24 protein-coding genes are annotated in these 23302 nt (G+C 71.6%); 11 read left to right on the top strand and 13 right to left on the bottom strand.

What is annotated here, in order from left to right; genetic code table 11:
• Positions 1 to 107: 107 nt before the first annotated feature.
• On the bottom strand, positions 108 to 1460 hold the full coding sequence (locus tag E6U81_RS35400; protein ID WP_136234109.1) for a PH domain-containing protein: 1353 nt from the start codon (positions 1458 to 1460) through the stop codon (positions 108 to 110).
• Positions 1457 to 1948, bottom strand: a complete 492-nt coding sequence (locus E6U81_RS35395) for a PH domain-containing protein (RefSeq protein ID WP_136234108.1) — start codon at positions 1946 to 1948, stop codon at positions 1457 to 1459. Before E6U81_RS35395 ends, E6U81_RS35400 begins: the two co-directional genes overlap by 4 nt.
• Positions 1949 to 1979: 31 nt before the next feature.
• On the opposite strand from E6U81_RS35395, the gene E6U81_RS35390 reads away from it, so the two are divergent.
• The 3 genes from E6U81_RS35390 (at position 1980) to E6U81_RS35380 (ending at position 4123) form a co-directional block, all read left to right on the top strand.
• Positions 1980 to 3122, top strand: a complete 1143-nt coding sequence (locus tag E6U81_RS35390; protein ID WP_136234107.1) for an NADH-quinone oxidoreductase subunit D — start codon at positions 1980 to 1982, stop codon at positions 3120 to 3122.
• A 115-nt stretch (positions 3123 to 3237) separates the two neighbouring features.
• Positions 3238 to 3447, top strand: a complete 210-nt coding sequence (locus E6U81_RS35385; RefSeq protein WP_031147780.1) for a hypothetical protein — start codon at positions 3238 to 3240, stop codon at positions 3445 to 3447.
• An 82-nt stretch (positions 3448 to 3529) separates the two neighbouring features.
• The gene (locus tag E6U81_RS35380; RefSeq protein WP_136234106.1) at positions 3530 to 4123 is read left to right on the top strand and encodes a TetR/AcrR family transcriptional regulator; all 594 of its coding nucleotides are present in this window, start codon (positions 3530 to 3532) and stop codon (positions 4121 to 4123) included.
• Positions 4124 to 4134: 11 nt separating this feature from the next.
• Here the strand turns inward: E6U81_RS35380 and E6U81_RS35375 are convergent, their stop codons facing one another.
• The 4 genes from E6U81_RS35375 to E6U81_RS35360 all read right to left on the bottom strand — a co-directional run bounded on the left by E6U81_RS35375 (position 4135) and on the right by E6U81_RS35360 (position 7612).
• Complete coding sequence (locus E6U81_RS35375; protein WP_136234105.1) at positions 4135 to 5130, bottom strand: hypothetical protein; 996 nt, start codon at positions 5128 to 5130, stop codon at positions 4135 to 4137.
• A gap of 97 nt (positions 5131 to 5227) precedes the next feature.
• The gene (locus E6U81_RS35370; RefSeq protein ID WP_136234104.1) at positions 5228 to 6208 is read right to left on the bottom strand and encodes an ABC transporter substrate-binding protein; all 981 of its coding nucleotides are present in this window, start codon (positions 6206 to 6208) and stop codon (positions 5228 to 5230) included.
• Positions 6209 to 6240: 32 nt separating this feature from the next.
• A complete protein-coding gene (locus tag E6U81_RS35365; RefSeq protein ID WP_136234103.1) occupies positions 6241 to 6909 on the bottom strand; it encodes an ABC transporter permease in 669 nt (222 codons plus the stop codon).
• Between the two features lie 4 nt (positions 6910 to 6913).
• Positions 6914 to 7612 (bottom strand): ABC transporter permease, encoded by a 699-nt coding sequence (locus E6U81_RS35360; RefSeq protein ID WP_136234102.1) that lies wholly within the window; start codon positions 7610 to 7612, stop codon positions 6914 to 6916.
• Between the two features lie 150 nt (positions 7613 to 7762).
• Here E6U81_RS35360 and E6U81_RS35355 point away from each other — a divergent pair, with 150 nt between their 5' ends.
• Entirely contained in the window at positions 7763 to 8725 is a 963-nt protein-coding gene (locus E6U81_RS35355; RefSeq protein WP_136234101.1) for an ATP-binding cassette domain-containing protein, read from the top strand.
• A gap of 74 nt (positions 8726 to 8799) precedes the next feature.
• On the opposite strand, the gene E6U81_RS35350 is transcribed toward E6U81_RS35355, so the two are convergent.
• The gene (locus tag E6U81_RS35350) at positions 8800 to 9909 is read right to left on the bottom strand and encodes an alpha/beta hydrolase-fold protein (protein WP_136234100.1); all 1110 of its coding nucleotides are present in this window, start codon (positions 9907 to 9909) and stop codon (positions 8800 to 8802) included.
• A gap of 152 nt (positions 9910 to 10061) precedes the next feature.
• Here E6U81_RS35350 and E6U81_RS35345 point away from each other — a divergent pair, with 152 nt between their 5' ends.
• From E6U81_RS35345 to E6U81_RS35320, 6 genes are all read left to right on the top strand, one after another.
• Positions 10062 to 11912: a phosphatidylglycerol lysyltransferase domain-containing protein gene (locus E6U81_RS35345; protein ID WP_136234099.1), complete on the top strand. Its 1851-nt coding sequence runs from the start codon at positions 10062 to 10064 to the stop codon at positions 11910 to 11912.
• A 180-nt stretch (positions 11913 to 12092) separates the two neighbouring features.
• Positions 12093 to 12893, top strand: a complete 801-nt coding sequence (gene folP / locus E6U81_RS35340) for a dihydropteroate synthase (protein WP_136234125.1) — start codon at positions 12093 to 12095, stop codon at positions 12891 to 12893.
• 25 nt (positions 12894 to 12918) lie between these two features.
• Positions 12919 to 13362, top strand: a complete 444-nt coding sequence (locus E6U81_RS35335) for a nuclear transport factor 2 family protein (RefSeq protein ID WP_136234098.1) — start codon at positions 12919 to 12921, stop codon at positions 13360 to 13362.
• Positions 13363 to 13493: 131 nt separating this feature from the next.
• Entirely contained in the window at positions 13494 to 13853 is a 360-nt protein-coding gene (gene folB, locus E6U81_RS35330) for a dihydroneopterin aldolase (RefSeq protein ID WP_030010912.1), read from the top strand.
• Positions 13850 to 14458, top strand: coding sequence for a 2-amino-4-hydroxy-6-hydroxymethyldihydropteridine diphosphokinase (folK, locus tag E6U81_RS35325; RefSeq protein ID WP_136234097.1), 609 nt, complete (start codon positions 13850 to 13852; stop codon positions 14456 to 14458). Before folB ends, folK begins: the two co-directional genes overlap by 4 nt.
• A 52-nt stretch (positions 14459 to 14510) precedes the next feature.
• The gene (locus tag E6U81_RS35320) at positions 14511 to 14999 is read left to right on the top strand and encodes a DUF3180 domain-containing protein (protein WP_136234096.1); all 489 of its coding nucleotides are present in this window, start codon (positions 14511 to 14513) and stop codon (positions 14997 to 14999) included.
• Positions 15000 to 15020: 21 nt separating this feature from the next.
• Here the strand turns inward: E6U81_RS35320 and folE are convergent, their stop codons facing one another.
• The 6 genes from folE to dacB all read right to left on the bottom strand — a co-directional run bounded on the left by folE (position 15021) and on the right by dacB (position 22601).
• Positions 15021 to 15629, bottom strand: a complete 609-nt coding sequence (folE, locus tag E6U81_RS35315) for a GTP cyclohydrolase I FolE (RefSeq protein ID WP_136234095.1) — start codon at positions 15627 to 15629, stop codon at positions 15021 to 15023.
• 105 nt (positions 15630 to 15734) lie between these two features.
• Positions 15735 to 17759, bottom strand: coding sequence for an ATP-dependent zinc metalloprotease FtsH (gene ftsH, locus E6U81_RS35310; RefSeq protein WP_136234094.1), 2025 nt, complete (start codon positions 17757 to 17759; stop codon positions 15735 to 15737).
• Positions 17760 to 17961: 202 nt separating this feature from the next.
• Complete coding sequence (gene hpt / locus E6U81_RS35305; RefSeq protein ID WP_030228417.1) at positions 17962 to 18522, bottom strand: hypoxanthine phosphoribosyltransferase; 561 nt, start codon at positions 18520 to 18522, stop codon at positions 17962 to 17964.
• A 65-nt stretch (positions 18523 to 18587) separates the two neighbouring features.
• The gene (gene tilS / locus E6U81_RS35300) at positions 18588 to 19658 is read right to left on the bottom strand and encodes a tRNA lysidine(34) synthetase TilS (RefSeq protein ID WP_136234093.1); all 1071 of its coding nucleotides are present in this window, start codon (positions 19656 to 19658) and stop codon (positions 18588 to 18590) included.
• Between the two features lie 310 nt (positions 19659 to 19968).
• On the bottom strand, positions 19969 to 21120 hold the full coding sequence (locus E6U81_RS35295) for a zinc-dependent metalloprotease (RefSeq protein ID WP_136234092.1): 1152 nt from the start codon (positions 21118 to 21120) through the stop codon (positions 19969 to 19971).
• 38 nt (positions 21121 to 21158) lie between these two features.
• Complete coding sequence (dacB, locus tag E6U81_RS35290; protein WP_346766196.1) at positions 21159 to 22601, bottom strand: D-alanyl-D-alanine carboxypeptidase/D-alanyl-D-alanine-endopeptidase; 1443 nt, start codon at positions 22599 to 22601, stop codon at positions 21159 to 21161.
• Positions 22602 to 22764: 163 nt separating this feature from the next.
• Here dacB and E6U81_RS35285 point away from each other — a divergent pair, with 163 nt between their 5' ends.
• On the top strand, positions 22765 to 23259 hold the full coding sequence (locus E6U81_RS35285; protein WP_008742522.1) for an inorganic diphosphatase: 495 nt from the start codon (positions 22765 to 22767) through the stop codon (positions 23257 to 23259).
• The last annotated feature ends 43 nt before the right edge of the window (positions 23260 to 23302 follow it).

Below are 23302 nucleotides of genomic sequence, written 5' to 3'. Positions count from 1 at the left end.
TTCACGGCGTCACCCTGCAGGGGTTCCAAGTCCTCGAATTCTGCGAAAGAGCCTGGTGCCGGGCCTCCGGGGTCGCCACCCGGCGCCGGCCGGCCGCCGGGCCGGTCTCACTCCTGCGGGCCGGTCTCCGTCATCCAGCGGTCCGGGCGGGCGCTCGCGCGGGAGGTGTGGGAGCGGGCGGCCTGGTCGTGCAGGAGCTGCGCGGCCTCGGAGGCCGCCCGCAGCCGGGCGGTGACCGTGCCGTTCGCGCCGGTGTCCACGTGGACGTCGGCGACGCCGCGGGCCCGGGCCCACGGGCCCTGGGAGAAGCGGACGCTCTGCACCTTGGCGTGCGGGACGATCTCCGTACGCCGGCACAGGCGGCCGTGCCGGGCGGCGAACACCTCCGGGGAGAGCGCCAGGGCGTAGCCCTTCCACCACACCGGGACCACCCAGCGCGATCCGGTGTCCGGGGAGCCCGAGAAGGACAGGCCCGCCAGGTCCACCCCGGGCAGGACGCGGGCGATCACGGCGTACGCGGCGGCCCGGGAGGCCACCGGCACCAGGACCTCGTTCTTCGACCCGGCCACGGCCAGCTCCACCCGGACCCGGTCGCTGCGCCGCCACAGCAGCGGCTCCACGATCCGTACGGTCTGCACACGGCCCGGCGGCACGGTCTCGTGGGCCCGGTCCAGCATCCCGTGGTCCAGGCGCAGCCCGTCCGGGGACTCGGCGACCCGCCAGTCGTACTCGGTGAGGAAGCGGCCGACAGTGGCCGCCCAGACCCCGCCCAGCATCGGGAGCAGGGTGACGACGGCCGCCCACGGGCTGGAGCTGATCCACCACACGAAGAACGGCGCGACGATCCCGCCGGCCAGCGCGGCCCAGACGCCGAGGCTGAGCACCAGCGAGAGGGCGAGCTCCCTCGGGGTCACCCGCAGCAGTTCGCGCTGCGGGGCCTCGCCGAGGCGCACCGCCTCCTCGGGGGCGAAGCCGGCGGCGCGTGCCAGGAGCTCGGCGCGCAGAGCGACGGCCTCCTGCTCGCCGAGGAAGGACAGCTGGTCCTTCTCCTCGGTGCCGATGACGTCGAGCCGCAGACTCGCGACTCCGGTCAGCCGGGCCAGCAGCGGCCGGGTGACGTCCACGGCCTGGAGCCGGTCCAGCCGGATGTGCGCGGTGCGGCGGAAGAGCAGTCCGGTACGGATGCGCAGTTCGGTGTCGGTCACGGCGTAGTGGGTGAACCACCAGCTCAGGAACCCGTACACGCCGAACATCAGGACCACGCCGACCAGCGTCACCAGCCGCAGGAGCGTGGAGAGGTCCGCCACCCAGCGCGCCGCCCGGTCGCCCTGCTGGGCGAGGATGCCGACGGTCGCGGCGATCGGCACCCAGGCGCGGCGCAGCGGCGTGAAGGGGTGCAGCCGGCGCTCGGTCCCCGGCCCCGGGGTACCGGGCTCGTCGCCCGCCGGACCGGAGGTCACAGGCCCGCCGTCCTTGCCTCGCCGAGGGCGGCGAGCCGGTCGCGCAGCCGCTCCGCCTCGGCCGGCACCAGCCCGGGGATCCGGGCGTCGGTGGCCGCCGCCGCCGTGTGCAGCTGCAGGGAGGCCAGGCCGAAGCGCCGCTCCAGCGGGCCCGAGGTGACCTCGACCAGCTGCATCCGGCCGTACGGCACCACGGTCTGCTCCCGCCACAGCACCCCGCGGCTGATCAGCAGGTCGTCGGCGCGCTCGGCGTACCGCCAGGACCGCCAGTTGCGGCCGATGAGCACCCAGCCCCACGCCCCGGCGGCGAGCCAGAACGCCCCCACCGCCGCCCACGCCGGCCCCACGAGGAGACCGAGCAGCAGCCCGGTCGCCGACGCCAGCAGACAGGTCCAGCCCACGAGCAGCGTCCGCCGCAGGGTGAGCAGTCCGCCCGGCAGCCCGACCCAGCCGGGCTCGCCCGTCTCGCCCTTCGTCCCCGTATCCATCCCCCCACCTTAGGACTGAGACAATGCCCGCATGACGGAGACCACGGTCGGCATCGGCGGAGCGGCGGAGAGCACCGACATGGTGCTCAACATCGGCCCCCAGCACCCTTCCACGCACGGCGTGCTGCGCCTGCGCCTCGTCCTGGACGGGGAGCGGATCGCCAGCGCCGAGCCGGTGGTCGGGTACATGCACCGCGGTGCCGAGAAGCTCTTCGAGGCCCGTGACTACCGGCAGATCGTGATGCTCGCGAACCGTCACGACTGGCTGTCGGCGTTCTCGAACGAACTCGGCGTGGTCATGGCCGTCGAGCGGATGCTCGGCATGGAGGTCCCCGAGCGGGCCGTGTGGATGCGGACCCTGCTGGCCGAGCTGAACCGGGTGCTGAACCACCTGATGTTCCTCGGCTCGTACCCGCTCGAACTGGGCGGGATCACCCCGATCTTCCACGCGTTCCGCGAGCGCGAAGAGCTCCAGGCCGTCATGGAGGAGATCTCCGGCGGCCGCATGCACTACATGTTCAACCGCGTGGGCGGCCTCAAGGAGGACCTCCCGGCCGGCTGGCTCGGCCGGGCCCGCGCCGCGATCGCCGACGTCCGCACCCGGATGGACGTCTACGACAAGCTGGTCCACGGGAACGAGATCTTCCGCGGCCGTACCCGCGGCGTCGGGGTCCTGTCCGCCGAGGCGGTGCACGCGTACGGGGTCTCCGGCCCGATCGCCCGCGCCTCCGGCGTCGACTTCGACCTGCGCCGCGACGAGCCGTACCTGGCCTACGGCGAACTCCAGGACGTCCTGAAGGTGGTCACCCGCACCGAGGGCGACTGCCTGGCGCGCTTCGAGTGCCTGCTGGAGCAGACCCACAACGCCCTCGACCTCGCCGTGGCCTGCCTGGACCGGATGGACGACCTCCCGCCGGGTCCGGTCAACCAGCGCCTGCCCAAGGTCCTGAAGGCGCCCGAGGGGCACACCTACGCCTGGACCGAGAACCCGCTGGGCATCAACGGCTACTACCTGGTGTCCAAGGGCGAGAAGACCCCGTACCGGCTGAAGCTGCGCAGTGCCTCCTACAACAACATCCAGGCGCTGGCCGTGCTGCTGCCGGGGCAGCTGGTCGCGGACATGGTGTCGATCCTGGGCTCGCTGTTCTTCGTCGTCGGCGACATCGACAAGTAGCCGTGATGCAGAGGGAGCAGGCGGAGCGGGTGCGCGAGGCGCGGTCGGCCCGGCGGCGGGCCGCGGCGGAACCGGTGCGGGACTGATGTCGGTGCGGCAGGGCAGACTTGGCGGCATGTCCCACTCCCCCCGCCGGGCCTGCCCCGCCTGCGGCCGCGACTGCGCCGTCACGGCGGGCCGCATCGCCCGCCACGACCCGCCCGCATCCCGCGGCGACCTGGTGTCCTGCCCCGGGTCGCGGGCCCGGGTGGTGCTCGGCGCCTCCGCACCGACGCTGGACGGCTTCGTCCTGCCCGAAGTGCCGGGGCAGCTGCCGCTGTTCTGAGGCGCCGCGCGTACACGGCCGTGCGCCCGCAGCACCGGACTGGAACGAACGCTCTATCCAATTCTGCGGATAGAATCCGGCCATGGCAGCGACAGGGACGAAGACGGGACCGGGGACGCGCGAGCGGCTGGTCCGCACCGCATCCCGCCTCATGCAGCACGGCGGCTACGAGAACACCCCGGTCAAACAGCTCGTCCGCGAGGCGGAGGCCACCCTGGGCTCGCTCTACCACTTCTTCCCGGGCGGCAAGCAGGAGCTCGCGGTGGCCGCGATCCACTTCGGTGACGAGGAGTTCGCCGCGCTCCTGCGCGCGGGACTCGCCGCCCGCCCGGACCCGGCGGAGGCGGTCGAGGCGGTCACCGGCCTGCTCGCGGAGGCCCTGGAGGCCTCCGACTGGCGCGACGGCTGCCCGGTGACGGCCACCGCCCTGGAGACGGTCGGCCGCCTCCCCGACCTGCAGGCGGCCTGCGCCCGGGCCTTCGCCCACTGGCAGGAGCTGGTCGCGGCGAAGCTCCTGGCCTCCGGCTACCCGGAGGAGGAGGCGCGCGATCTGGCGATCACCGTGGTCAACACCCTGGAGGGCGCGGAGATGACCTCGCAGGTCACCCGGAGCCGGACCCCGCTCACGGTGGCGGGCCGGCACCTGGCCCGGCTGGTGGCCTCGTACGGCCCCTGACCGGACACGGCCTAGGAGATCGCGGTGCGCAGGCGGACCACGTCGATCGGCTCGGTCTCGTCGTGGGCCGTCAGGTCGATGACCTGGCCCACCGCGCGGGTCTCGTCGGTCGGCGGCTTGAACTGCGGCTCGGTGCTCTGCTGCGCCGACTCCGCCTTGTGCACGGCGAGGGCTTCGGCACCCACCACGTCGGCCAGGTCCTCGTTCTGCACCGCCTCGATCGCCGCACGGGCCTGCGCCGAGTTCTTGGTGCCGAAGAAGTCGAAGCCGCCCTCGACACGGGAGGCCGTACGCCGCTGAGCCGCGTACGGGGCCACGGCGGCCGCGGGACGGCGGGCCGGGACCGAGGTGGCGCCGGTGGCGGCCACGGGCAGCTCCCCCACGGCCCGCGCCTTGGGCAGCGCACGCTCCTGCGCCTTGCGGGCCAGCGCCGCCATGGCCGCGTGGGCCTTGGCGTAGCCGACCGAGGTGGGCGCGCCCGCCGAGGTGCGCTCCTCGGAGACGGCCGGAAGCTGCTTGGGGTCGGCCGGAGCGGTGTTCGACGAGGCCTCGATGGCCAGGAGCCGGCGCTTCTCCAGGGCGCTGGCGCGCTCGGTCTCGGCCGTGGCGTACCGGCGCAGCAGCGCCGCGTGCTCGCCCCGCAGGCCCGCCAGTTCGACGCGCTTGGCGCGGAGCTTGGCATCGAGCCGGGCCCGCAGCATCCGGGCCTCCTCGAGGTCGGACTCCAGCTCGGCTATGCGCTCGTCGGTGCGCCACTCGTCCTTGACCCGCTCGCGGGCGAGTTCCGCGACCCGGCGGCCCGCACTGCGGTCCCAGGCGCGCATCACGACGGCGCCGGCGATCCCGGCGGCCGCGGCGAGTGCCGCGAGCAGCCTCAGCGCAGTTCCGTCGTCGGGGCCGGCGAGCAGCCAGGCGGCGCCGGCGCTGGTGACGGACACACCGGCAACGGCCGTCGGCGTGAGCAGCCGGTGCAGGGGTTCGGGATTGCGGTGGCGTCCACGGGGCATGGCCTGAAATTTACAGGGCGTAGAGGTCGTGTGGGGTACCCACCCGGCAATCTGTTCCCGGGCAGTTACCCCACATTTCTCCATCAACCAGTAGGCACTACTTCTTCACGAGGCCCTTCGACTCCAAGTAGGCCTTCGCGACGTCGGCCGGCTTGGCGCGCTCGGCGTCCACCTTCCGGTTCAGGTCGACGAGGTCGGCGGTCGTGAGCACCTTGGTCAGCTTGTCGAGCGCGGCCGCGACCTCGGGGGCTCCGGCGTCCTTGGCGTTGACCACCGGCAGCACGTTGTCCGCGTTCTGGAGCTTCTTGTCGTCCTCCAGCAGGACCAGGCCGAAGCTGTCGAGGGTGGCGTCCGTGGTCGTGGTGAGCACGAGCTGGTCGACGCCGTCCTTGACCGCCTGCTTGGCCTGCGGGGTGCCGACGCCCTTCGGGTCAATACCGGAAACTTGAATTCCGTACGTCTTCGTCAGTCCGGGCCCGCAGAAGGGGCGGACCGAGCATTCGTCGCCCGCCGCGATCTTCACCTTCAGCCCCGACTTGCCAAGATCGGAAAGGGACTTGAGGTTGTTCTTCTCGGCGAATTCCTTGCTCACCGCGAATGCGTTCTGGTCGACCGCGGAGCCGGCGGGCAGCGCCTTCAGCCCGAGCGGGCCCGCGAGCTTCTCCAGGCCCGCCACCGTCGCGGCGACGTCGCTGGAGGCGACCGGCTTCTCCTCGGGCGCCTTCGGACCGTTCACCTTGGCGTTCAGGAACTCCGCGAGCGTCGCCGCGTACTCCGGGACGACGTCGATCTCGCCCTTCTCCAGCGACGGCTCGTACAGCTCGCGGTTGTTGACCGTCTTGACGGACGTGCTGTAGCCCGCGTCCTTCAGGACCTGCGCGTACAGCTCCGCCAGCACGTTCGACTCGGTGAACCCGGCCGCGCCGATCACCAGGCTGCCCTTGCCCTCCGCCGCCGGGGCGGCGGAGGAGCCGCCGTCCTTGCTCTTCTCCAGGCTGTCACCGCCGCACGCGGCCAGCGACACCGTCAGGGCCAGGGCGCCCAGGGACGCGCCGAGGACGCGCGTGGTCTTGGTCATGGAGTTGCTCCGTTCGAGAAGGGGGACGGGAATCAGCGGTGGGCGCCGGCTCGGGGCAGCAGCCGGTCGGCCGCCACCAGCACGCCCTCCACCAGCAGGGCCAGGGCGGCCACGAGCAGGGCCCCGGCGACGACCTGCGGGGTGTTGTAGGTGTTGAAGCCGGCGGTGATGATGCGGCCGAGACCGCCCTGCCCGACCATGGCGGCGATCGTGGCCGTGGCGATGACCTGCACGGATCCCGAACGCAGCCCGGTCATCACCAGGCCGCGCGCGAGGGGCAGTTCCACCCGCCAGAAGAGCTGGCCGCCGGACATGCCCATCCCGCGGGCCGCCTCGACCACCGAGCGGTCCACCTCGCGCATACCGACGTACGCGTTGGTCAGCAGCGGCGGGACAGCGAACAGCACGAGGGCGGCCACCGTCGGCAGGTAGCCCGCGTTGCGCAGCGGGGAGACCATGAAGAGCGCCAGCACCGCGAAGACCGGAACAGCCCGGCCGACGTTGGAGACGTTGACCGCGAGGGTGCCGCCCCGGCCGAGGTGGCCGAGGTACAGGCCGACCGGCAGCGCGATCGCGCAGGCGATCGCCAGCGCGAGCCCGCTGACGTAGACGTGCTCGCCGAGCCGGTGCCAGACGCCGTTCTCCCCGGCCCAGTTGGCGCCGTTCGCGAGCCAGTCCCAGGCCCCTCCCGCCACACCCATGCCCTCAGGCCCCCTTCGCCCGGCCGGAGGGCCGGCCACCGGCCCGGGTCCACGGCGTGAGCAGCCGCTGCAGGCCCAGCAGCAGCAGGTCCGCGACGAGCGCCAGCAGCACGCACAGCACCGAGGCGGTGAGCACCTGCGCCTTGAAGGAGCTGTTCACCGCGGGCGCTATGAGATTGCCGAGGCCGCCCTTGCCGACGATGGAGCCGACCGTGGTCAGCGCGACCGTCGAGACCGTGGCGATCCGTACGCCGGCCAGCAGCGTGGGCAGCGCCAGCGGCAGTTCCACCTGCCACAGCAGCCTCCCCGGGCCGTATCCCATGCCGCGCGCGGCCTCCCGCACCTCCTCGGGGACGGCCTCCAGGCCGGCCAGCGCGTTGCGGACCAGGATGGTCAGCGAGTACAGCACCAGACCGGTCACGACCAGCGCCGCCGAGAGCCCGAAGACGGGCAGGAGCAGGGAGAACATGGCCAGTGAGGGGACCGTGTAGAGCAGGGTGGTGAAGGTGAGCACGGAAGCCGACCAGCGCCGGCCGCGGCGGGCCAGCAGGGCGAGCGGCACGGCCACGACCAGGCCGATCAGGACGGACGCACCGGTGATCCACACGTGCTCGACGGTGGCGTCGGTGAGCTCCTGGGAGCGGGAGGTGACGTAGTCCCAGCAGATCCAGTCGTTCGCCACCAGGCAGTTCTGCCCCGACACGCGCCTCACCCCCCGTCCTCAAACGTACACATGCTCGATCACCCGGCCTCGAACGACCCTAACCCCCATCACCGCCGATGGCCGGAATCCTTCGCACGGGGGCAACACGCCCTTCACAATCGCGCGGCGCCGGTGAGGAAAGATGGGTGCGTGATCCGATTCGAGCATGTGACCAAGCGCTACCCCGACGGGACGACGGCCGTCGAGGACCTGTCCTTCGAGGTGGCGGAGGGAGAACTGGTCACGCTGGTCGGACCGTCCGGCTGCGGCAAGACGACCACCATGAAGATGGTCAACCGGCTCATCGACCCGACGTCCGGCCGGATCCTGCTGGGCGGCGAGGACATCGCGGCCGCCGACCCGGTCGAGCTGCGCCGCCGCATCGGGTACGTCATCCAGCAGGTCGGGCTCTTCCCGCACAAGACCGTGCTGGAGAACACCGCGACCGTGCCGCAGCTGATCGGCACCCCCAGGGCCGCGGCCCGCGCCCGCGCGGCCGAACTGCTGGAACTGGTCGGACTGGACCCGTCGGTGTACGGGAGCCGGTACCCGGAGCAGCTGTCCGGCGGGCAGCGCCAGCGCGTCGGCGTCGCCCGCGCGCTCGCCGCCGATCCGCCGGTGCTGCTGATGGACGAGCCCTTCGGCGCCGTGGACCCGGTGGTGCGCGAGCGGCTCCAGAACGAGTTCCTGGCCCTGCAGCGGACCGTGCGCAAGACGATCCTGCTGGTCACGCACGACCTGGAGGAGGCGATCCGGCTCGGCGACCGCATCGCGGTGTACGGGACGGGCACCATCGAGCAGTTCGACCGGCCGGCGGCGGTACTGGGAGCCCCGGCCACCCCCTACGTGGCCTCCTTCGTCGGCGCCGACCGGGGACTCAAGCGGCTCGCCGTCACCACCCTCGGAACCGACGACCTGGCACCGGCCGAGGGCCCGGCGCCCGGTGCGTCGGTGGAGCTCGGCGCGACGCTGCGCGAGGCGCTCGCCGCACTGCTCCAGGAGGACTCGGGCCGGATCGGCGTCACGGACCCGGACACCGGCGAGCTGGCCGGCGTACTGACTCCCGAGGGCGTCCACCGGGCACTGCGCCGGGCCGAGTTGCAGGAGGCCTGAGAAGGCGGCGGGCACGGGAAAGGGGCCCGACCTGCCGGTCGGGCCCCTGGTCCTGCCGTCGCACCGCACGGCCGTCAGGCCTGGATGCGGCCGCTCATCCACACCAGCATCGGCGGGATCTCGCGGCGCCACGTGTTGAAGTTGTGGCCGCCGCTGTCGAGGATGATGGACGAGACCCGGTCCGGGCCCTGCACCTTCTTGATGAACTTCTTGGTGTCCGAGAGGTTCGGCTCGCCCTTCTCGCTGCTGGTGACGAGGAAGGACGTACCGGCCGGCTTCTTGTTCTCCATGACGTGCAGGATGTCCGCGCGCTTCTTCAGCTTCTCGTCGCCGTGGAAGAGGTCACCGGTCGTCGGGTCGTCCGGAGCGTCGTAGTACGCGGACAGGCCCGCGGCGGCACCGAAGGTCTGCGGGTAGTGCGCGGCGATCTTCAGGGCGCAGTAACCACCCGTGGAGTTGCCGATGAAGCCCATGTTCTCGGGCTTCTTGCCGACCCGGAAGGTGTCCTGGATGGCCTGCGGGAGGTCCACCCCGAAGAAGGTCTCGGTCTGCGGGCCGCCGGGGACGTCGACGCACTCGGTGTCACGCGGCGGCGCCACCGTCGGGCGCAGCATGACCAGGATCATCGGCTTCATCTTGCCCGACTTGGACAGGCTGAAGGCCTTCATCGGGTAGTCGAGCCCTTTGATCAGGTTCTCGGCGGTGCCCGGGTAGCCGGTCAGGACGACGGACGCCGGAAAGTTCTCGTCCTTGTGCTGCGGCTGGAAGTACTCCGGCGGGAGCCACACGTAGCCGGGGCTCGTTATCTTCGACTTCTGCCCGGATATGGCAACCTTCAGGATCTGACCGCCCACCTGGGGCTTGGCGCCACCGGGGACGTCCAGCTTCTGCTTGTCGACGACCTTGATGTCCTTGCTGCTCATCGAGTGGTCGACGACCTTGCCCATCGACGTCTCCCGGCCGAGCAGATCGGCCCACGAACCGTAGAACAGGAACGACTTGTTGGCCGCGAGCCCCACGGCGGAGAACAGCGCCAGCTGGGTCGCCAGCAGGAGCCCGATACGGCCGGCGAACGCCCGCCAGGTGCGGCCGGAGAGCTTCGGCCAGAACCAGATGGTGGCCGCGAACAGCAGCACACCGGCGAGGACGGCCAGCGCCAGGACCGTATTACTGGTGAGACCCATGAGCAGTCAGTCGACTTTCTGATGGCAGGACTGGAAATTTCCGACGGAAGAGTGAACCCGCTGTCCGTCGATGTCGTCCTAAGGGACGCACCACACACCGGAGGCTGTCGCGGCCTTCGGCCACATGATCTCTCGCGGAGCAACGGGAAGCGATGTCTAGCAGGATAGATGGCGATAAGTCGGGACAGGTTCCGAGCAGGGTCCGCCGAATCCTCCGAGGCCCACAGCCGGAGTCGGTGCCCGGCCTGGTAGGTACGGCCGTCATGATCGTCGGCCTTCTGGACATCGCGGCCGGTGTCTTCCCGCGCTTCCGGCACAGCCGGATCCACGCGGTCACCGAGGTGCTGCCGGGGTCCCTGGGCCCGTTCGCGGCCGCCCTGTCCATCAGCGCGGGCGTACTGCTGCTGCTGCTCGCCCACGGCCTCAAGCGGCACAAGCGGCGTGCCTGGCGGGCCGCCGTCGTCCTGCTGCCCGCGGGCGCGGCAGCGCAGTTCATCTACCGCAACTCGATCATCGGCGTGGTCATCGCGGCGGCGCTCCTCGCGCTGCTCCTGCGCCACCAGAGCGAGTTCAAGGCGCTGCCCGACCCGCGCAGCCGCTGGAAGGCGCTCGCGAACTTCGTCCTCATGAGCGCCGGCTCCATCGGCCTGGGCCTGGTCATCGTCAACGTCCACCCGGGCAAGGTCGTCGGCAAGCCCGGCCTGTCCGAGCAGCTCTCCCACGTCATCCAGGGCCTCTTCGGCTACGAGGGCCCCGTCGCCTACGCCGGCCGGGTGTCCTGGACCGTCGGATACTCCCTCGGCGCCCTCGGCATGCTGACCGCCCTCACCACCATCTACCTCGCCTTCCGCCCCGAGCACCCGGCCGCCCGCCTCACCGTCGACGACGAGGGCAAGCTGCGCGAGCTGCTCGCCAAGCACGGCGGCCGCGACTCCCTCGGCCACTTCGCGCTCCGCCGCGACAAGGCCGTCGTCTTCTCCCCCAGCGGCAAGGCCGCCGTCACCTACCGCGTCGTCTCCGGCGTGATGCTCGCCTCCGGCGACCCGATCGGCGACGTCGAGGCGTGGCCCGGCGCGATCGAGCGGTTCATGGAGGAGGCCAAGGCCCACTCCTGGACCCCGGCCGTCATGGGCTGCAGCGAGACCGGCGGCGAGGTCTGGACCCGCGAGACCGGTCTCGACGCCCTGGAGCTGGGTGACGAGGCGATTGTCGATGTCAAAGACTTCTCCCTCTCGGGCCGAGCCATGCGCAATGTCCGCCAGATGGTGAAGCGCATCGAGCGCAACGGCTACACCACCAAGGTCCGCCGGGTCAGCGAGCTGACCGCGGAGGAGCTGGAGCAGGTCCGCGGCGCGGCCGAGGCCTGGCGCGGCACCGACACCGAGCGCGGCTTCTCGATGGCGCTGGGCCGGGTCGGCGACCCGGGCGACGGCGACTGCTTCATCGCCACCGCCCACCGCGTCGAGGAGGGCGACACCAGCCCCTTCGGCGACCTGAAGGCCATCCAGCACTTCGTGCCGTGGGGCAAGGACGGCATGTCGCTGGAGCTGATGCGCCGCGACCGCGGCGCCGACCCCGGCATGAACGAGCTGCTGATCGTCGCCTCCCTGGAGGCCTGCCCGGCCCTCGGCATCGAGAAGGTCTCCCTGAACTTCGCGATGTTCCGCTCGGCCCTGGCCCGTGGCGAGAAGATCGGCGCCGGCCCCGTCCTGCGGATGTGGCGCAGCCTGCTGGTCTTCCTCTCCCGCTGGTTCCAGATCGAGTCGCTGTACAAGTTCAACGCGAAGTTCCGCCCCCGCTGGGAGCCGCGCTTCGTGGTCTTCCGCACCACCCGCGACCTGCCCCGCATCGGCTTCGCCGCCATGCAGGCCGAGGGCTTCGTGACGCTGGCCCTGCCGCGCCTGTTCGCCAGCCGCCGCCGTCCCAAGCCGGTCCGCACCTGCTCGCACAACCTGGTGGCGTCGGTCCCGAAGCAGGCCGAGCGCGAGGTCCAGCCCGCGTAGGCCCACCGCTCCCGCGACACCCCCGAAGGCCCGGCCGGTCACCCCGGCCGGGCCTTCGGCGTACCCCGCAGGGAGCTGTCATATCCAGGTCAGCCCTACCCTTGAGCCATGAACACGAAGCGCGGAGCCACCGGCAGGGGCCGGGTCGCAGGTCTGCCGGAATGGGACCGCTGCGCGGTCATGGGCGTCGTCAACGTGACCCCCGACTCCTTCTCCGACGGCGGCCGCTGGTTCGACACCACCGCTGCCGTCAAGCGCGGGCTGGACCTCGTCGCCGAGGGCGCCGACCTCGTCGACGTCGGCGGCGAGTCCACCCGCCCCGGCGCCTCCCGCGTCGACGAGGAGGAGGAGCTGCGCCGCGTCGTGCCCGTGGTGCGCGGCCTGGCCTCCGAGGGCGTCACCGTCTCCGTCGACACGATGCGCGCGGCCGTCGCCGCCCGGGCCGTCGACGCCGGCGCCGCCCTGGTCAACGACGTCAGCGGCGGCCTCGCCGACCCCGGCATGATCCCGGCCGTCGCCGCGGCCGAGGTCCCCTTCGTGGTCATGCACTGGCGCGGCTTCAGCGCCGACATGAACAGCCTCGCCGTCTACGACGACGTACTCGCCGAGGTCACCGCCGAGCTCCGGGCCCGCATCGACGCGGTCGTCGCCGGCGGCATCGCCCCCGAGCGGCTCCTCGTCGACCCGGGCCTCGGCTTCGCGAAGAACGCCGAGCACGACCTGGCCCTGGTCGCGCACATGGCCGACCTGCGCGCCCTCGGCTTCCCGCTGCTGGTCGCCGCCTCCCGCAAGCGCTTCCTCGGCCGGGTCCTGGCCGGCGGGACCGACGCCACCCCGCCCCCGGCCCGCGAACGCGACGCCGCCACGGCCGCCGTCTCCGCCATCGCCGCGCACCAGGGCGCCTGGGCCGTACGGGTCCACGAGGTACGGGCGACCGCCGACGCGGTTCGGGTGGCCCGCGCCGTGGAAGGGGCACTCTGACTTTCATCGACCGACAAGGAGAACAGTGAGCAGAACCGACATCGAAGCGGTCGAAGAGGTCAACACGGCCTTCTACGAGGCAATGGAGCGGGGGGACTTCGACGCTCTGTCGGCGCTCTGGCTGGAGGACGAGATCTCCTGCGTGCACCCCGGCTGGCCGGTGCTCTCGGGCCGGGGCGAGGTACTGCGCTCGTACGCGCTGATCATGTCCCACACCGACTACATCCAGTTCTTCCTCACCGACACCAAGGTGGCCGTCATAGGCGACACGGCACTGGTGACGTGCACGGAGAACATCCTCAGCGGCGGACCCGCCGAGGACGGCGGAGAGCTCGGCCCGCTCGTCGGCCAGCTGGTCGTCGCCACGAATGTGTTCCGACGCACATCCGAGGGCTGGCTCCTCTGGTCCCACCACGGTTCTCCCGTCCTCACGGAGTCCGACGAGGACGACGAGGACCCCTCCTCCTGACCCCTACGGCGGGTACCCGACTGTTTCGCAGGTAAATTCGAAGTCGGACGACGCCGACCGCACTCGGCGCAGGCCCATGGCCCCGGGGAGCCCCGGGACCGGATGCACCTACGAAAGCAGGAGTGATTCGCGTGGATCGTGTCGCGCTGCGCGGCCTCAAGGCTCGCGGGCACCACGGCGTCTTCCCCCGGGAACGCGAGGAGGGCCAGACCTTCATCGTCGACCTCGTGCTGCACCTCGACACCCGTCCCGCAGCGGCGGGTGACGACCTGGCGAAGACCGTGCATTACGGGGTAGTAGCCGAAGAGGTCGTCGACGTCGTCCAGGGTGAGCCCGTCGACCTGATCGAAACCCTGGCCGAGCGAATCGCCCAGCAGTGCCTCAAGCACGAAGCGGTGGCGCAGGTGGAGGTCGTCGTCCACAAGCCGGACGCGCCCATCACCGTCCCCTTCGACGACGTGACCATCACGATCACCCGGAGCCGCGCATGAACAACGGACTGAACGCCCAGAGCGACCCCACGGTCCAGCCGGTACCCGCCTCCGTCGTGGAGGCGGTCGACGCCGCGGACGTCACCCTGTCCAACCCGAAATGGGCCGTCATCGCGCTCGGCGCGAACCTGGGCAACCGCCTGGAGACCCTGCAGGGCGCCATCGACGCCCTCGGCGACACCCCGGGCATGCGGGTCAAGGCCGTCTCCCCCGTCTACGAGACCGAGCCGTGGGGCGTCGAGCCCGGCTCGCAGCCCTCGTACCTCAATGCGGTCGTCGCCGTGAAGACCACCCTGCCGCCGTCCTCGCTCCTGGAGCGCGCGCACGCCGTCGAGGAGGCCTTCGACCGCGTCCGCGAGGAGCGCTGGGGCCCGCGCACGATCGACGTCGACATCGTCGCGTACGCCGACCGCGTCTCCGACGACCCGGTCCTCACCCTGCCGCACCCCCGCGCCCACCAGCGCGCCTTCGTGCTGGCCCCGTGGCACGACATCGACCCGGAGGCCCAGCTCCCGGGCCGGGGCCCGGTCTCCACCCTCCTGGCCGGAATCGGCCTGAGCGGCGTCACGCCGCGCCCCGACCTGGAACTCCACCTCCCCGACTAGTCGTTAGCCTGTGGACTGCTGACGGACTGTGCGGAAGGCGGGGAGCGGGCAAGTGAAGCAACTGAGGCCGGGGGTCCTGGCGGGCATCTTCGTGGTCGCCGGGGTCCTGTCCTGGGCCGGCGCCCGGCTGTGGAACGCGTACGGCACCCTGCCGGGCGTTCCGCTGGCCGCGCCGATCGTCCTGGGGGTCATCGCCGTGGTGCTGCTGGCCACCGCGCTGTCCCTGAAGGCCCGTCTCAAGGCCCAGCGGGAGCGCCGCCCGGGCGCGAAGGGCGTGGAGCCGCTGATGGCCGCCCGCGCGGTGGTCTTCGGCCAGGCCAGCGCGCTGGTGGCGGCGCTGGTGGCGGGCATGTACGGCGGTGTGGGGGTCTTCCTGCTGACCGACGCCCTCGACGTCCCAGCCCGCCGCGACCAGGCCTGGTATGCCGGCTTCTCGGTCCTCGCGGGCATCGCGGTCATCGCCGCCGCGCTCTTCCTGGAGCGCGTCCTCAAACTCCCCGAGGACGAGGACCCCACCGCGGAAACCCCCGCCCGGGCCTGACCCGGGCGGGGCCGGCGCCGGTCAGCGGGCCATGATCAGGCTCATCGCCTCGTTGCGGGTGGCGGGGTCGCGGAGCTGGCCGCGGACCGCCGAGGTGATGGTCTTCGCGCCGGGCTTGCGGACCCCGCGCATGGTCATGCACATGTGCTCGCACTCGATGACCACGATGACGCCGCGCGGGTCCAGGATCTCCATCAGGGAGTCCGCGATCTGCGTGGTCAGGCGTTCCTGCACCTGGGGGCGGCGGGCGAACACGTCCACGAGGCGGGCCAGCTTCGAAAGGCCAGTGATCTTGCCGTCGGTGGACGGGATGTAGCCGACGTGCGCCACCCCGTGGAACGGAACCAGATGATGTTCACATGAACTCATGACCTCGATGTCCTTCACGAGGACCATCTCGTCGTGACCCAGGTCGAACGTCGTCGTCAGGACCTCTTCGGGCTTCTGGTACAGGCCGGCGAATATCTCCCGGTAGGCGCGCGCCACGCGCGCCGGCGTCTCCAGGAGACCTTCGCGGTCCGGGTCCTCGCCGACCGCGATCAGGAGCTCACGGACCGCCGCCTCGGCGCGCTTCTCGTCGAACACGCCGATCGTGCCCTCGTCGCCGGTCAGGGTCACTGGGTCGGTCATCTCATCCTCGTTCCTGTCCGCACACGCGGTCATACAAATGTGCCGCGCCCCCCAGGCTAGAACCTGGGGGGCGCGGCTTCCATTCCGGGTGGGGCGACCCTCCGGTTACTCGGGGCGGTCCTCCGGAGCCACCTCGATGCCCTTCTCCGTGGAGACCGGCGCGACGGCGGACGTGCCGTTCGCGGCGTTCGTCAGCTGCAGCTCCTTGGGGGAGAGCACCGGCGGGCGGGTGGAGGGGGTACGGCGGGAGGATCCGGTCCACGCGGGGCGGGCCGGACGCTTGACGATGGTCGAGAAGATCTCGGCGATCTCCTCCTTGCCCAGCGTCTCCTTCTCCAGCAGCGCGAGGACCAGGTTGTCGAGGACGTCGCGGTTCTCGACGAGGATCTCCCAGGCCTCGTTGTGCGCGGTCTCGATGAGCTTCTTGACCTCTTCGTCGACCAGCGCCGCGACCTCTTCCGAGTAGTCCCGCGGGTGCGACATCTCGCGGCCCAGGAACGGCTCGGTGTTGTCGCCGCCGAACTTGATCGCACCGAGACGCTCGGTCATGCCGTACTGCGTGACCATGGCCCGCGCCGTGGCGGTGGCCTTCTCGATGTCGTTCGCCGCGCCCGTGGTCGGGTCGTGGAAGACCAGCTCCTCGGCCGCGCGCCCGCCCAGCATGTACGCCAGCTGGTCGAGCATCTCGTTGCGCGTGGTCGAGTACTTGTCCTCGTCGGGCAGGACCATGGTGTAGCCCAGGGCCCGGCCGCGGGACAGGATCGTGATCTTGTGGACCGGGTCGGAGTTCGGCGAAGCCGCCGCGACCAGGGCGTGTCCGCCCTCGTGGTACGCGGTGATCTTCTTCTCGCGGTCCGACATGATCCGGGTCCGCTTCTGCGGGCCCGCCACGACACGGTCGATCGCCTCGTCCAGCGAGTGGTTGTCGATCAGCTTCTTGTCCGAGCGGGCCGTGAGGAGCGCGGCCTCGTTCAGGACGTTGGAGAGATCGGCACCCGTGAAGCCGGGGGTGCGACGGGCGACCGCGCCCAGGTCGACGTCCGGGGCGACCGGCTTGCCCTTCTGGTGGACCTTGAGGATCTCCAGACGGCCCTGCATGTCGGGACGGTCGACCGCGATCTGCCGGTCGAAGCGGCCCGGGCGCAGCAGCGCCGGGTCGAGGATGTCGGGCCGGTTCGTGGCGGCGATCAGGATGACGCCGCCCTTCACGTCGAAGCCGTCCATCTCGACGAGCAGCTGGTTGAGGGTCTGCTCGCGCTCGTCGTGGCCGCCGCCGAGGCCCGCACCGCGGTGCCGGCCGACGGCGTCGATCTCGTCGACGAAGACGATCGCCGGGGCGTTGGCCTTGGCCTGTTCGAACAGGTCACGGACACGCGAGGCGCCGACGCCGACGAACATCTCGACGAAGTCGGAACCGGAGATCGAGTAGAAGGGGACACCGGCCTCGCCCGCGACGGCACGCGCCAGCAGGGTCTTTCCGGTGCCGGGCGGGCCGTAGAGGAGCACGCCCTTGGGGATCTTGGCGCCGACGGCCTGGAACTTCGCCGGCTCCTGGAGGAACTCCTTGATCTCGTGGAGTTCCTCGACGGCCTCGTCCGAGCCCGCGACGTCGGCGAACGTCGTCTTCGGTGTGTCCTTGGTGATGAGCTTGGCCTTGGACTTCCCGAAGTTCATGACTCGGGAGCCGCCGCCCTGCATCTGGTTCATCAGGAACAGGAAGACAACGACGATGAGGACGAAGGGCAGGAGCGAGAGCAGCACGCTCAGGAACGGGCTGGTCTTGTCCGGGGTGACGGTGTACCCGTCCGGAATCTGACCGGCGTCGTACTTGGTCTGGAGGCTCTGGGCGAGCTGGACGCCCTGATCCCCGATGTAGTTGGCCTGGAACTTGGTGCCGTCATGCTTGCCGAGCTTCTGGCCTTCGCTCAGCTCGATCTTGATCATCTGGCTGTCGCCGGTGGTCAGCTTGGCTGTCTCCACCTGGCCAGTGTTGATCGCCTTGATGACCTCGCTGGTGTCCACCGACTTGTAGCCGCCGCCGGAGCCGACGACATTCATCAACACGACCACGGCGAGGACGGCCAGCACGATCCACATGACCGGCCCACGGAAGTATCGCTTCACGTCCATCCATACGGGGCGCCAGGCACCCCGTCCCTCCTGCCCGTAGGTAAATGCTGCTGTGTGAGTAAAGACTGTTCTTCGGAATGTACCCCTGAATTGTCACCCGCGGCCCGTGGGACGGGTGACAGACCCGCCTTCCCCTGCTCCAACGGCGGGAATCGCCCCCAGGTTCCCCGGTCGGACCGGGGATTCCCGGGGGCGGGCGGGGTCAGCCGCCGTAGACGTGCGGGGCGAGGGTGCCGACGAACGGCAGGTTGCGGTACTTCTCCGCGTAGTCGAGGCCGTAGCCCACGACGAACTCGTTGGGGATGTCGAAGCCGACCCACTTCACGTCGATCGCGACCTTCGCGGCCTCGGGCTTGCGCAGGAGCGTGACGACCTCGAGGGAGGCCGGCTGGCGGGAGCCCAGGTTCGACAGCAGCCAGGACAGCGTCAGACCGGAGTCGATGATGTCCTCGACGATCAGGACGTGCTTGTCCTTGATGTCGGTGTCCAGGTCCTTGAGGATCCGCACCACACCGGAGGACTGGGTTCCGGCGCCGTACGAGGACACCGCCATCCAGTCCATGGTGAGCGGGGTGGACAAGGCGCGCGCCAGGTCCGCCATCACCATGACGGCGCCCTTGAGCACGCCGACGATGAGCAGGTCCTTGCCCGCGTACTCCGCGTCGATCTTCGCGGCCAGCTCGGCCAGCTTCGCGTCGATCTCTTCCTTGGTGATGAGCACCGACTGGAGGTCGCTGCCCATGTCCTTCTCGTCCACCCGCATCACTTTCGTTGTCGGCCGGGGCTCCGGGGTGCCCCCCGGAGGACTCAGCCGTGTTTCAGCACCAATCAGCCCTGCCGGATGACAAGTCTGCCACCCTGCCGCTGGGCCTCCACCCGGCCGGGCAGGTTGATGGCGCCCTGACCGCGCCATCCGGTGATGAGGCGGTCGACTTCCTCGATGTGGCGGGCGAAGAGGGAGCCCGCGGGGGAGCCGGCGGCGACGACGGCCCGGCGCAGCACGCGGCGGCGGACGGCCGGGGGGAGGGCGTACAGCTTGGCGCACTCCAGGCGGCCGTCCTCGTCGCGTACGCCGCGGTCGGCCTCGGCGGCCCAGGCGTCCAGGGCGTCCGCGTCGTCGCGGGAGAGCTGGGCCGTGCGGGCCAGGGCCTCGACGACGCCCTTGCCGAGCGCCTTCTCCAGGGCGGGCAGTCCCTCGTGGCGCAGGCGGGAGCGGGTGTAGGCGGGGTCCATGTTGTGCGGGTCGTCCCAGACGGCCAGGGACTGGACCATGCACGCCTTGCGGGCGGTCTGCCGGTCGACCTGGAGGAAGGGGCGGCGGTAGCGGTGGCTGCGGCCGGGGCCGCCGGGTCCGCCCGACACCTCGGGCATGCCGGACAGCGAGCGGATGCCCGATCCGCGGGCGAGGCCCAGCAGGACGGTTTCCGCTTGATCGTCCCGGGTGTGGCCGAGCAGCACGGCGGCGGCGCCGAGGCGGGCGGCGGCATCGTCCAGGGCGCCGTAGCGGGCGTCGCGGGCAGCGGCTTCGGGTCCGCCGTCACGGCCGACACGCACGGCGACGGACTCCACCGGGTCGAGGCCGAGGGCGGTCATGCGGGTGACGACCTCGGCCGCGCGCTGGTCGGAGCCGTCCTGCAGTCCGTGGTCGACGGTGATGCCGCCGGCCCGGAGGCCGAGTTTGGGGGCCTCGAAGGCGAGGGCCGAGGCGAGGGCCATGGAGTCGGCGCCGCCGGAGCAGGCGACGAGCACGAGTGGCGGGGTGCCCGCGCCGGTGCGACGGTCGGCACGGGGGATGCCTCCGGAGGGGGTCCGGGGGTGGTCGGTGAGCTCGGTGAGGACGTCGTGGAGTACGCGGCGGACCGCCAGGCGTATCGCCGCGACCGCAGGATGGGGACCCATGTCCGGTGCCCTTCGATGGAGTTCGGATGCCTCGGAGGCTTCGGGTGGTGCGCTGGGAGGCGCTCGCCCGGCCGCCCCCGCGAAACGGAGAGGATGTCACTCAGAGTGCGTTGATGGTGACAGAGCCGAGCCGTTCCCCGAGCATCGCACGCCCTTCTCAGGCTCACGGTCCCTCGGACGGGTGATGCTGCTTCCCCCAGTGAGACATGTTTAGGCCTCTCCGTCACGTGTGGCGCGGGTGAACGCGAGGGAAGCGCCGGGGCCGTGCCGGACCGGCCCGCCGGTGTGCGGCGGACCCGTGCTCCCGGCGTCACCCCTCCCGGTTCTCTCCGCCCCCCTCGCTCCCCTTGCCGTGGACCCGGGCCACCCAGTCCGCGGGCCGGTCGATCTCCGCCTTGGTGGGCAGCGTGTTCGGGGAGGTCCAGACCCGGTTGAATCCGTCCATGCCGACCTGGCCGACGACGGCCCGCACGAAGCGCTCGCCGTCGCGGTACTGGCGCAGCTTGGCGTCGAGGCCGAGCAGCTTGCGCAGGGCGGCGTCGAGCCGGCCGGCCCCGCTGGCGCGGCGCTGCTGGAACTTCTCGCGGATCTCGGCGACCGAGGGGACCACCTGGGGGCCGACGCCGTCCATGACGAAGTCGGCGTGTCCCTCCAGGAGGGACATGACGGCGGTGAGGCGGGCGAGGATCTCGCGCTGCTCGGGGGTCTGTACGAGCTCGACCAGGGAGCGGCCCTCGTCCCCGCGCTCGGCGTCCGGGCGGGCGCCGGCGAAGGACTGGGCGGCCTCCCGGATCCGTTCGAGGACCGTCGTCGGATCCACTTCGGTGGCGCCGAGAAACGTCTGGATCTCGCCTTCGAGGTGGGCGCGCAGCCACGGGACGGCCGTGAACTGGGTACGGTGCGTCTCCTCGTGGAGGCACACCCACAGCCGGAAGTCGTGCGGGGCCACCTCCAGCTCGCGCTCGACGTGCACGATGTTGGGGGCGACGAGCAGCAGCCGGCCGCCCGCCGCGGAGGCCGGCAGGTCGCGGGAGACAGGGGCGAAGGTCTCGTACTGTCCCAGGACCCTGGAGGCCAGGAAGCTCAGGAGCATGCCCAGCTCGACGCCGGTGACCTTGCCGCCGACCGCGCCGAGGACGGCTCCGCCGGGGGCGCTCGCGCGGCGGTCCTGCATCTTGCCGAGGAGCGGCATGAGCAGCTCCCGGAATCCTGCGACGTTGGCCTTGACCCAGCCGGCCCGGTCGACGACCAGGACGGGGGTGTCGGGGACGGAGGCCCCCTCGGGGATCATCCGGGTGAACTCGCGCACATGCCGTTCGGAGGTCCTGGCGTGCCCGCGCAGCTCGGCGACGACGGCCCGCGCCTCGTCCCGGGTGACCTCCGGGCCGGGCCGTACCAGCCGGGTCGCGGTCGCCACCGCGAGGTTCCAGTCGACCATCTCCGCACCACTGATGCTCGTCATGCGTCAACCGTACGTGGGCGAGCCGTCCGGCGGACCCCCTACGGAGCGCCCGCGACGGCCGCGGCCAGCTTGTCGAGGCCCTTCTCGGCGCCCTCGGGGCCGGGGCTGTTGGCCGTCAGGAAGGCGAAGGCGAGGAGCCTGCCCGTCGGGTCGACGACGGTGCCGGACAGGGAGTTCACTCCGGTGAGGGTGCCGGTCTTGGCGCGGACCAGGCCGGCGGCCGGTGAGGTGCCCGCGTTGCGGGCGCGCAGGGTCCCGGTGAATCCGGCGACGGGCAGCCCGGTGAGGACCGGCCGCAGCTCGGGGTGCCGGGGGTCGGCGGCCTTGGCGAGCAGGCCGGTCAGCAGGCCGGCGCTGACCTTGTCGGCGCGGTTCAGGCCACTGCCGTCGGCGAAGCGGGAGCCGGTCATGTCGATGCCGAGGCCGGCGAGCCGGGAGGCGACGGCCTTCTCGGCTCCTTCGAAGCTGGCGGGCTGTCCGGAGGCGAGGGCGGTCTGCCGGGCGAGGGCCTCGGCGATGTCGTTGTCGCTGTTGGTCAGCATCCGCTCGACGAGCCCGGCCACCGGGGTGGACTGGGTGACGGCCAGCGGCTGGGCGTCGGCGGCCGCCTTGGCCCGGGCGGGTTCCCCGGTGACCTTGATGCCGCGTTCGGTCAGCAGGGTGCGGAAGGCGCGGGCGGCCGCCCTGGCCGGGTCGTCGGCGCGGTCGACCGGCCCGGAGGTGGAGTCGTCGGGGCGGCCCTCGTCGGCCGCCAGGGCGGTCACGGGGGCGATGTTGGGGTTGACGCCGATCGGGTGCCGGACGGGGCCGCTGTAGAGGCTGTCGTCGTACCCGAGGGTCACGGTGTCGGTGCCGGCGGCCTTGAGGGCCTGGGCGGCGTCGGCGGCGAGGGCGACGAGGCTGCCGCCGGATCCGGCGGGGCTCTTCTTCTTCGCGGTGAGGGAGGGGTCCCCGCCGCCGACGAGGACGACCTGGCCGGGGGCGGCGCCGGGCACGACGGTGGTCCTGATCCGGTGCTCGGGTCCGAGGGCGGCCAGTACGGCCGCCGCGGTGGCGATCTTGACGGTGGAGGCGGGGGTCATGGCGTCACGGGCCCCGGACGCGTAGAGGACCTGCCCGGTGGCGGTGTCCACGACGGAGGCGGTACGGAGGGTGCCGAGCGCCGGGTCGGCCAGCAGCGGCTTCAGCCTGGCGGCCAGCGTGTCGGACGGCGTGGCCGCCGCGGCCTGCCCCCGCGGGACGCCGGGGCCGACGGCGCCGAGCACTCCGGGGGCGCTGGGCGCGGCCTGCGGAAGGGACCCGGCGCCGGTCGTGCCACCGTGATCTGCGCCACCCGTACGGCCCCAGGAGGCGGCCCTGTCCCGCTCGGCCTTACGCTGGCCGGAGTCCCATGGACCGGCGGCGGTCACCGCTGCCACCGACAGGGCGAGGCCGGCGACGGCCGCACCCGCGGTGAGCTGCCACGTCTTGACCAATGGCACCTCGGACCAGCCCCTTTCGCGATCACACATATGCGTGAGGGACACTTAACCACTGCGTCTTGCCGCGAGCATGGCACCCCACCCGACAGGGACGGGCCGGACGCGCACGCAGTTGAATCAATGCCGTCTCGAAGCAATGAAGCTGATCATGGAGGAGCAGGACGTGGAGTTCGACGTCACCATCGAGATCCCCAAGGGTTCGCGGAACAAGTACGAGGTGGACCACGAGACCGGCCGGATCCGTCTGGACCGTCGCCTCTTCACCTCGACCAGCTACCCGGCCGACTACGGCTTCGTCGAGAACACCCTCGGCGAGGACGGCGACCCGCTGGACGCGCTGGTCATCCTTGACGAGCCGACCTTCCCGGGCTGCCTGATCAAGTGCCGCGCCATCGGCATGTTCCGCATGACGGACGAGGCGGGCGGCGACGACAAGCTGCTGTGCGTGCCGGCCTCCGACCCGCGTGTCGAGCACCTGCGCGACATCCACCACGTGTCCGAGTTCGACCGCCTGGAGATCCAGCACTTCTTCGAGGTCTACAAGGACCTGGAGCCGGGCAAGTCGGTCGAGGGTGCGAACTGGGTGGGCCGCACCGAGGCCGAGGCCGAGATCGAGGCCTCCTACAAGCGCCTTGAGGCGCAGGGCGGCCACCACTGAGCTGACGCTCGGCGGTGACGGGCCGGGGCACTCCCCCGCGCCC

Source organism: Streptomyces sp. A0592, assembly GCF_004795115.1.
GTDB lineage: Bacteria > Actinomycetota > Actinomycetes > Streptomycetales > Streptomycetaceae > Streptomyces > Streptomyces erythrochromogenes.
The sequence above is the reverse complement of the archived record's forward strand: the minus strand, read 5'-3'. Positions and strand labels throughout refer to the sequence as shown.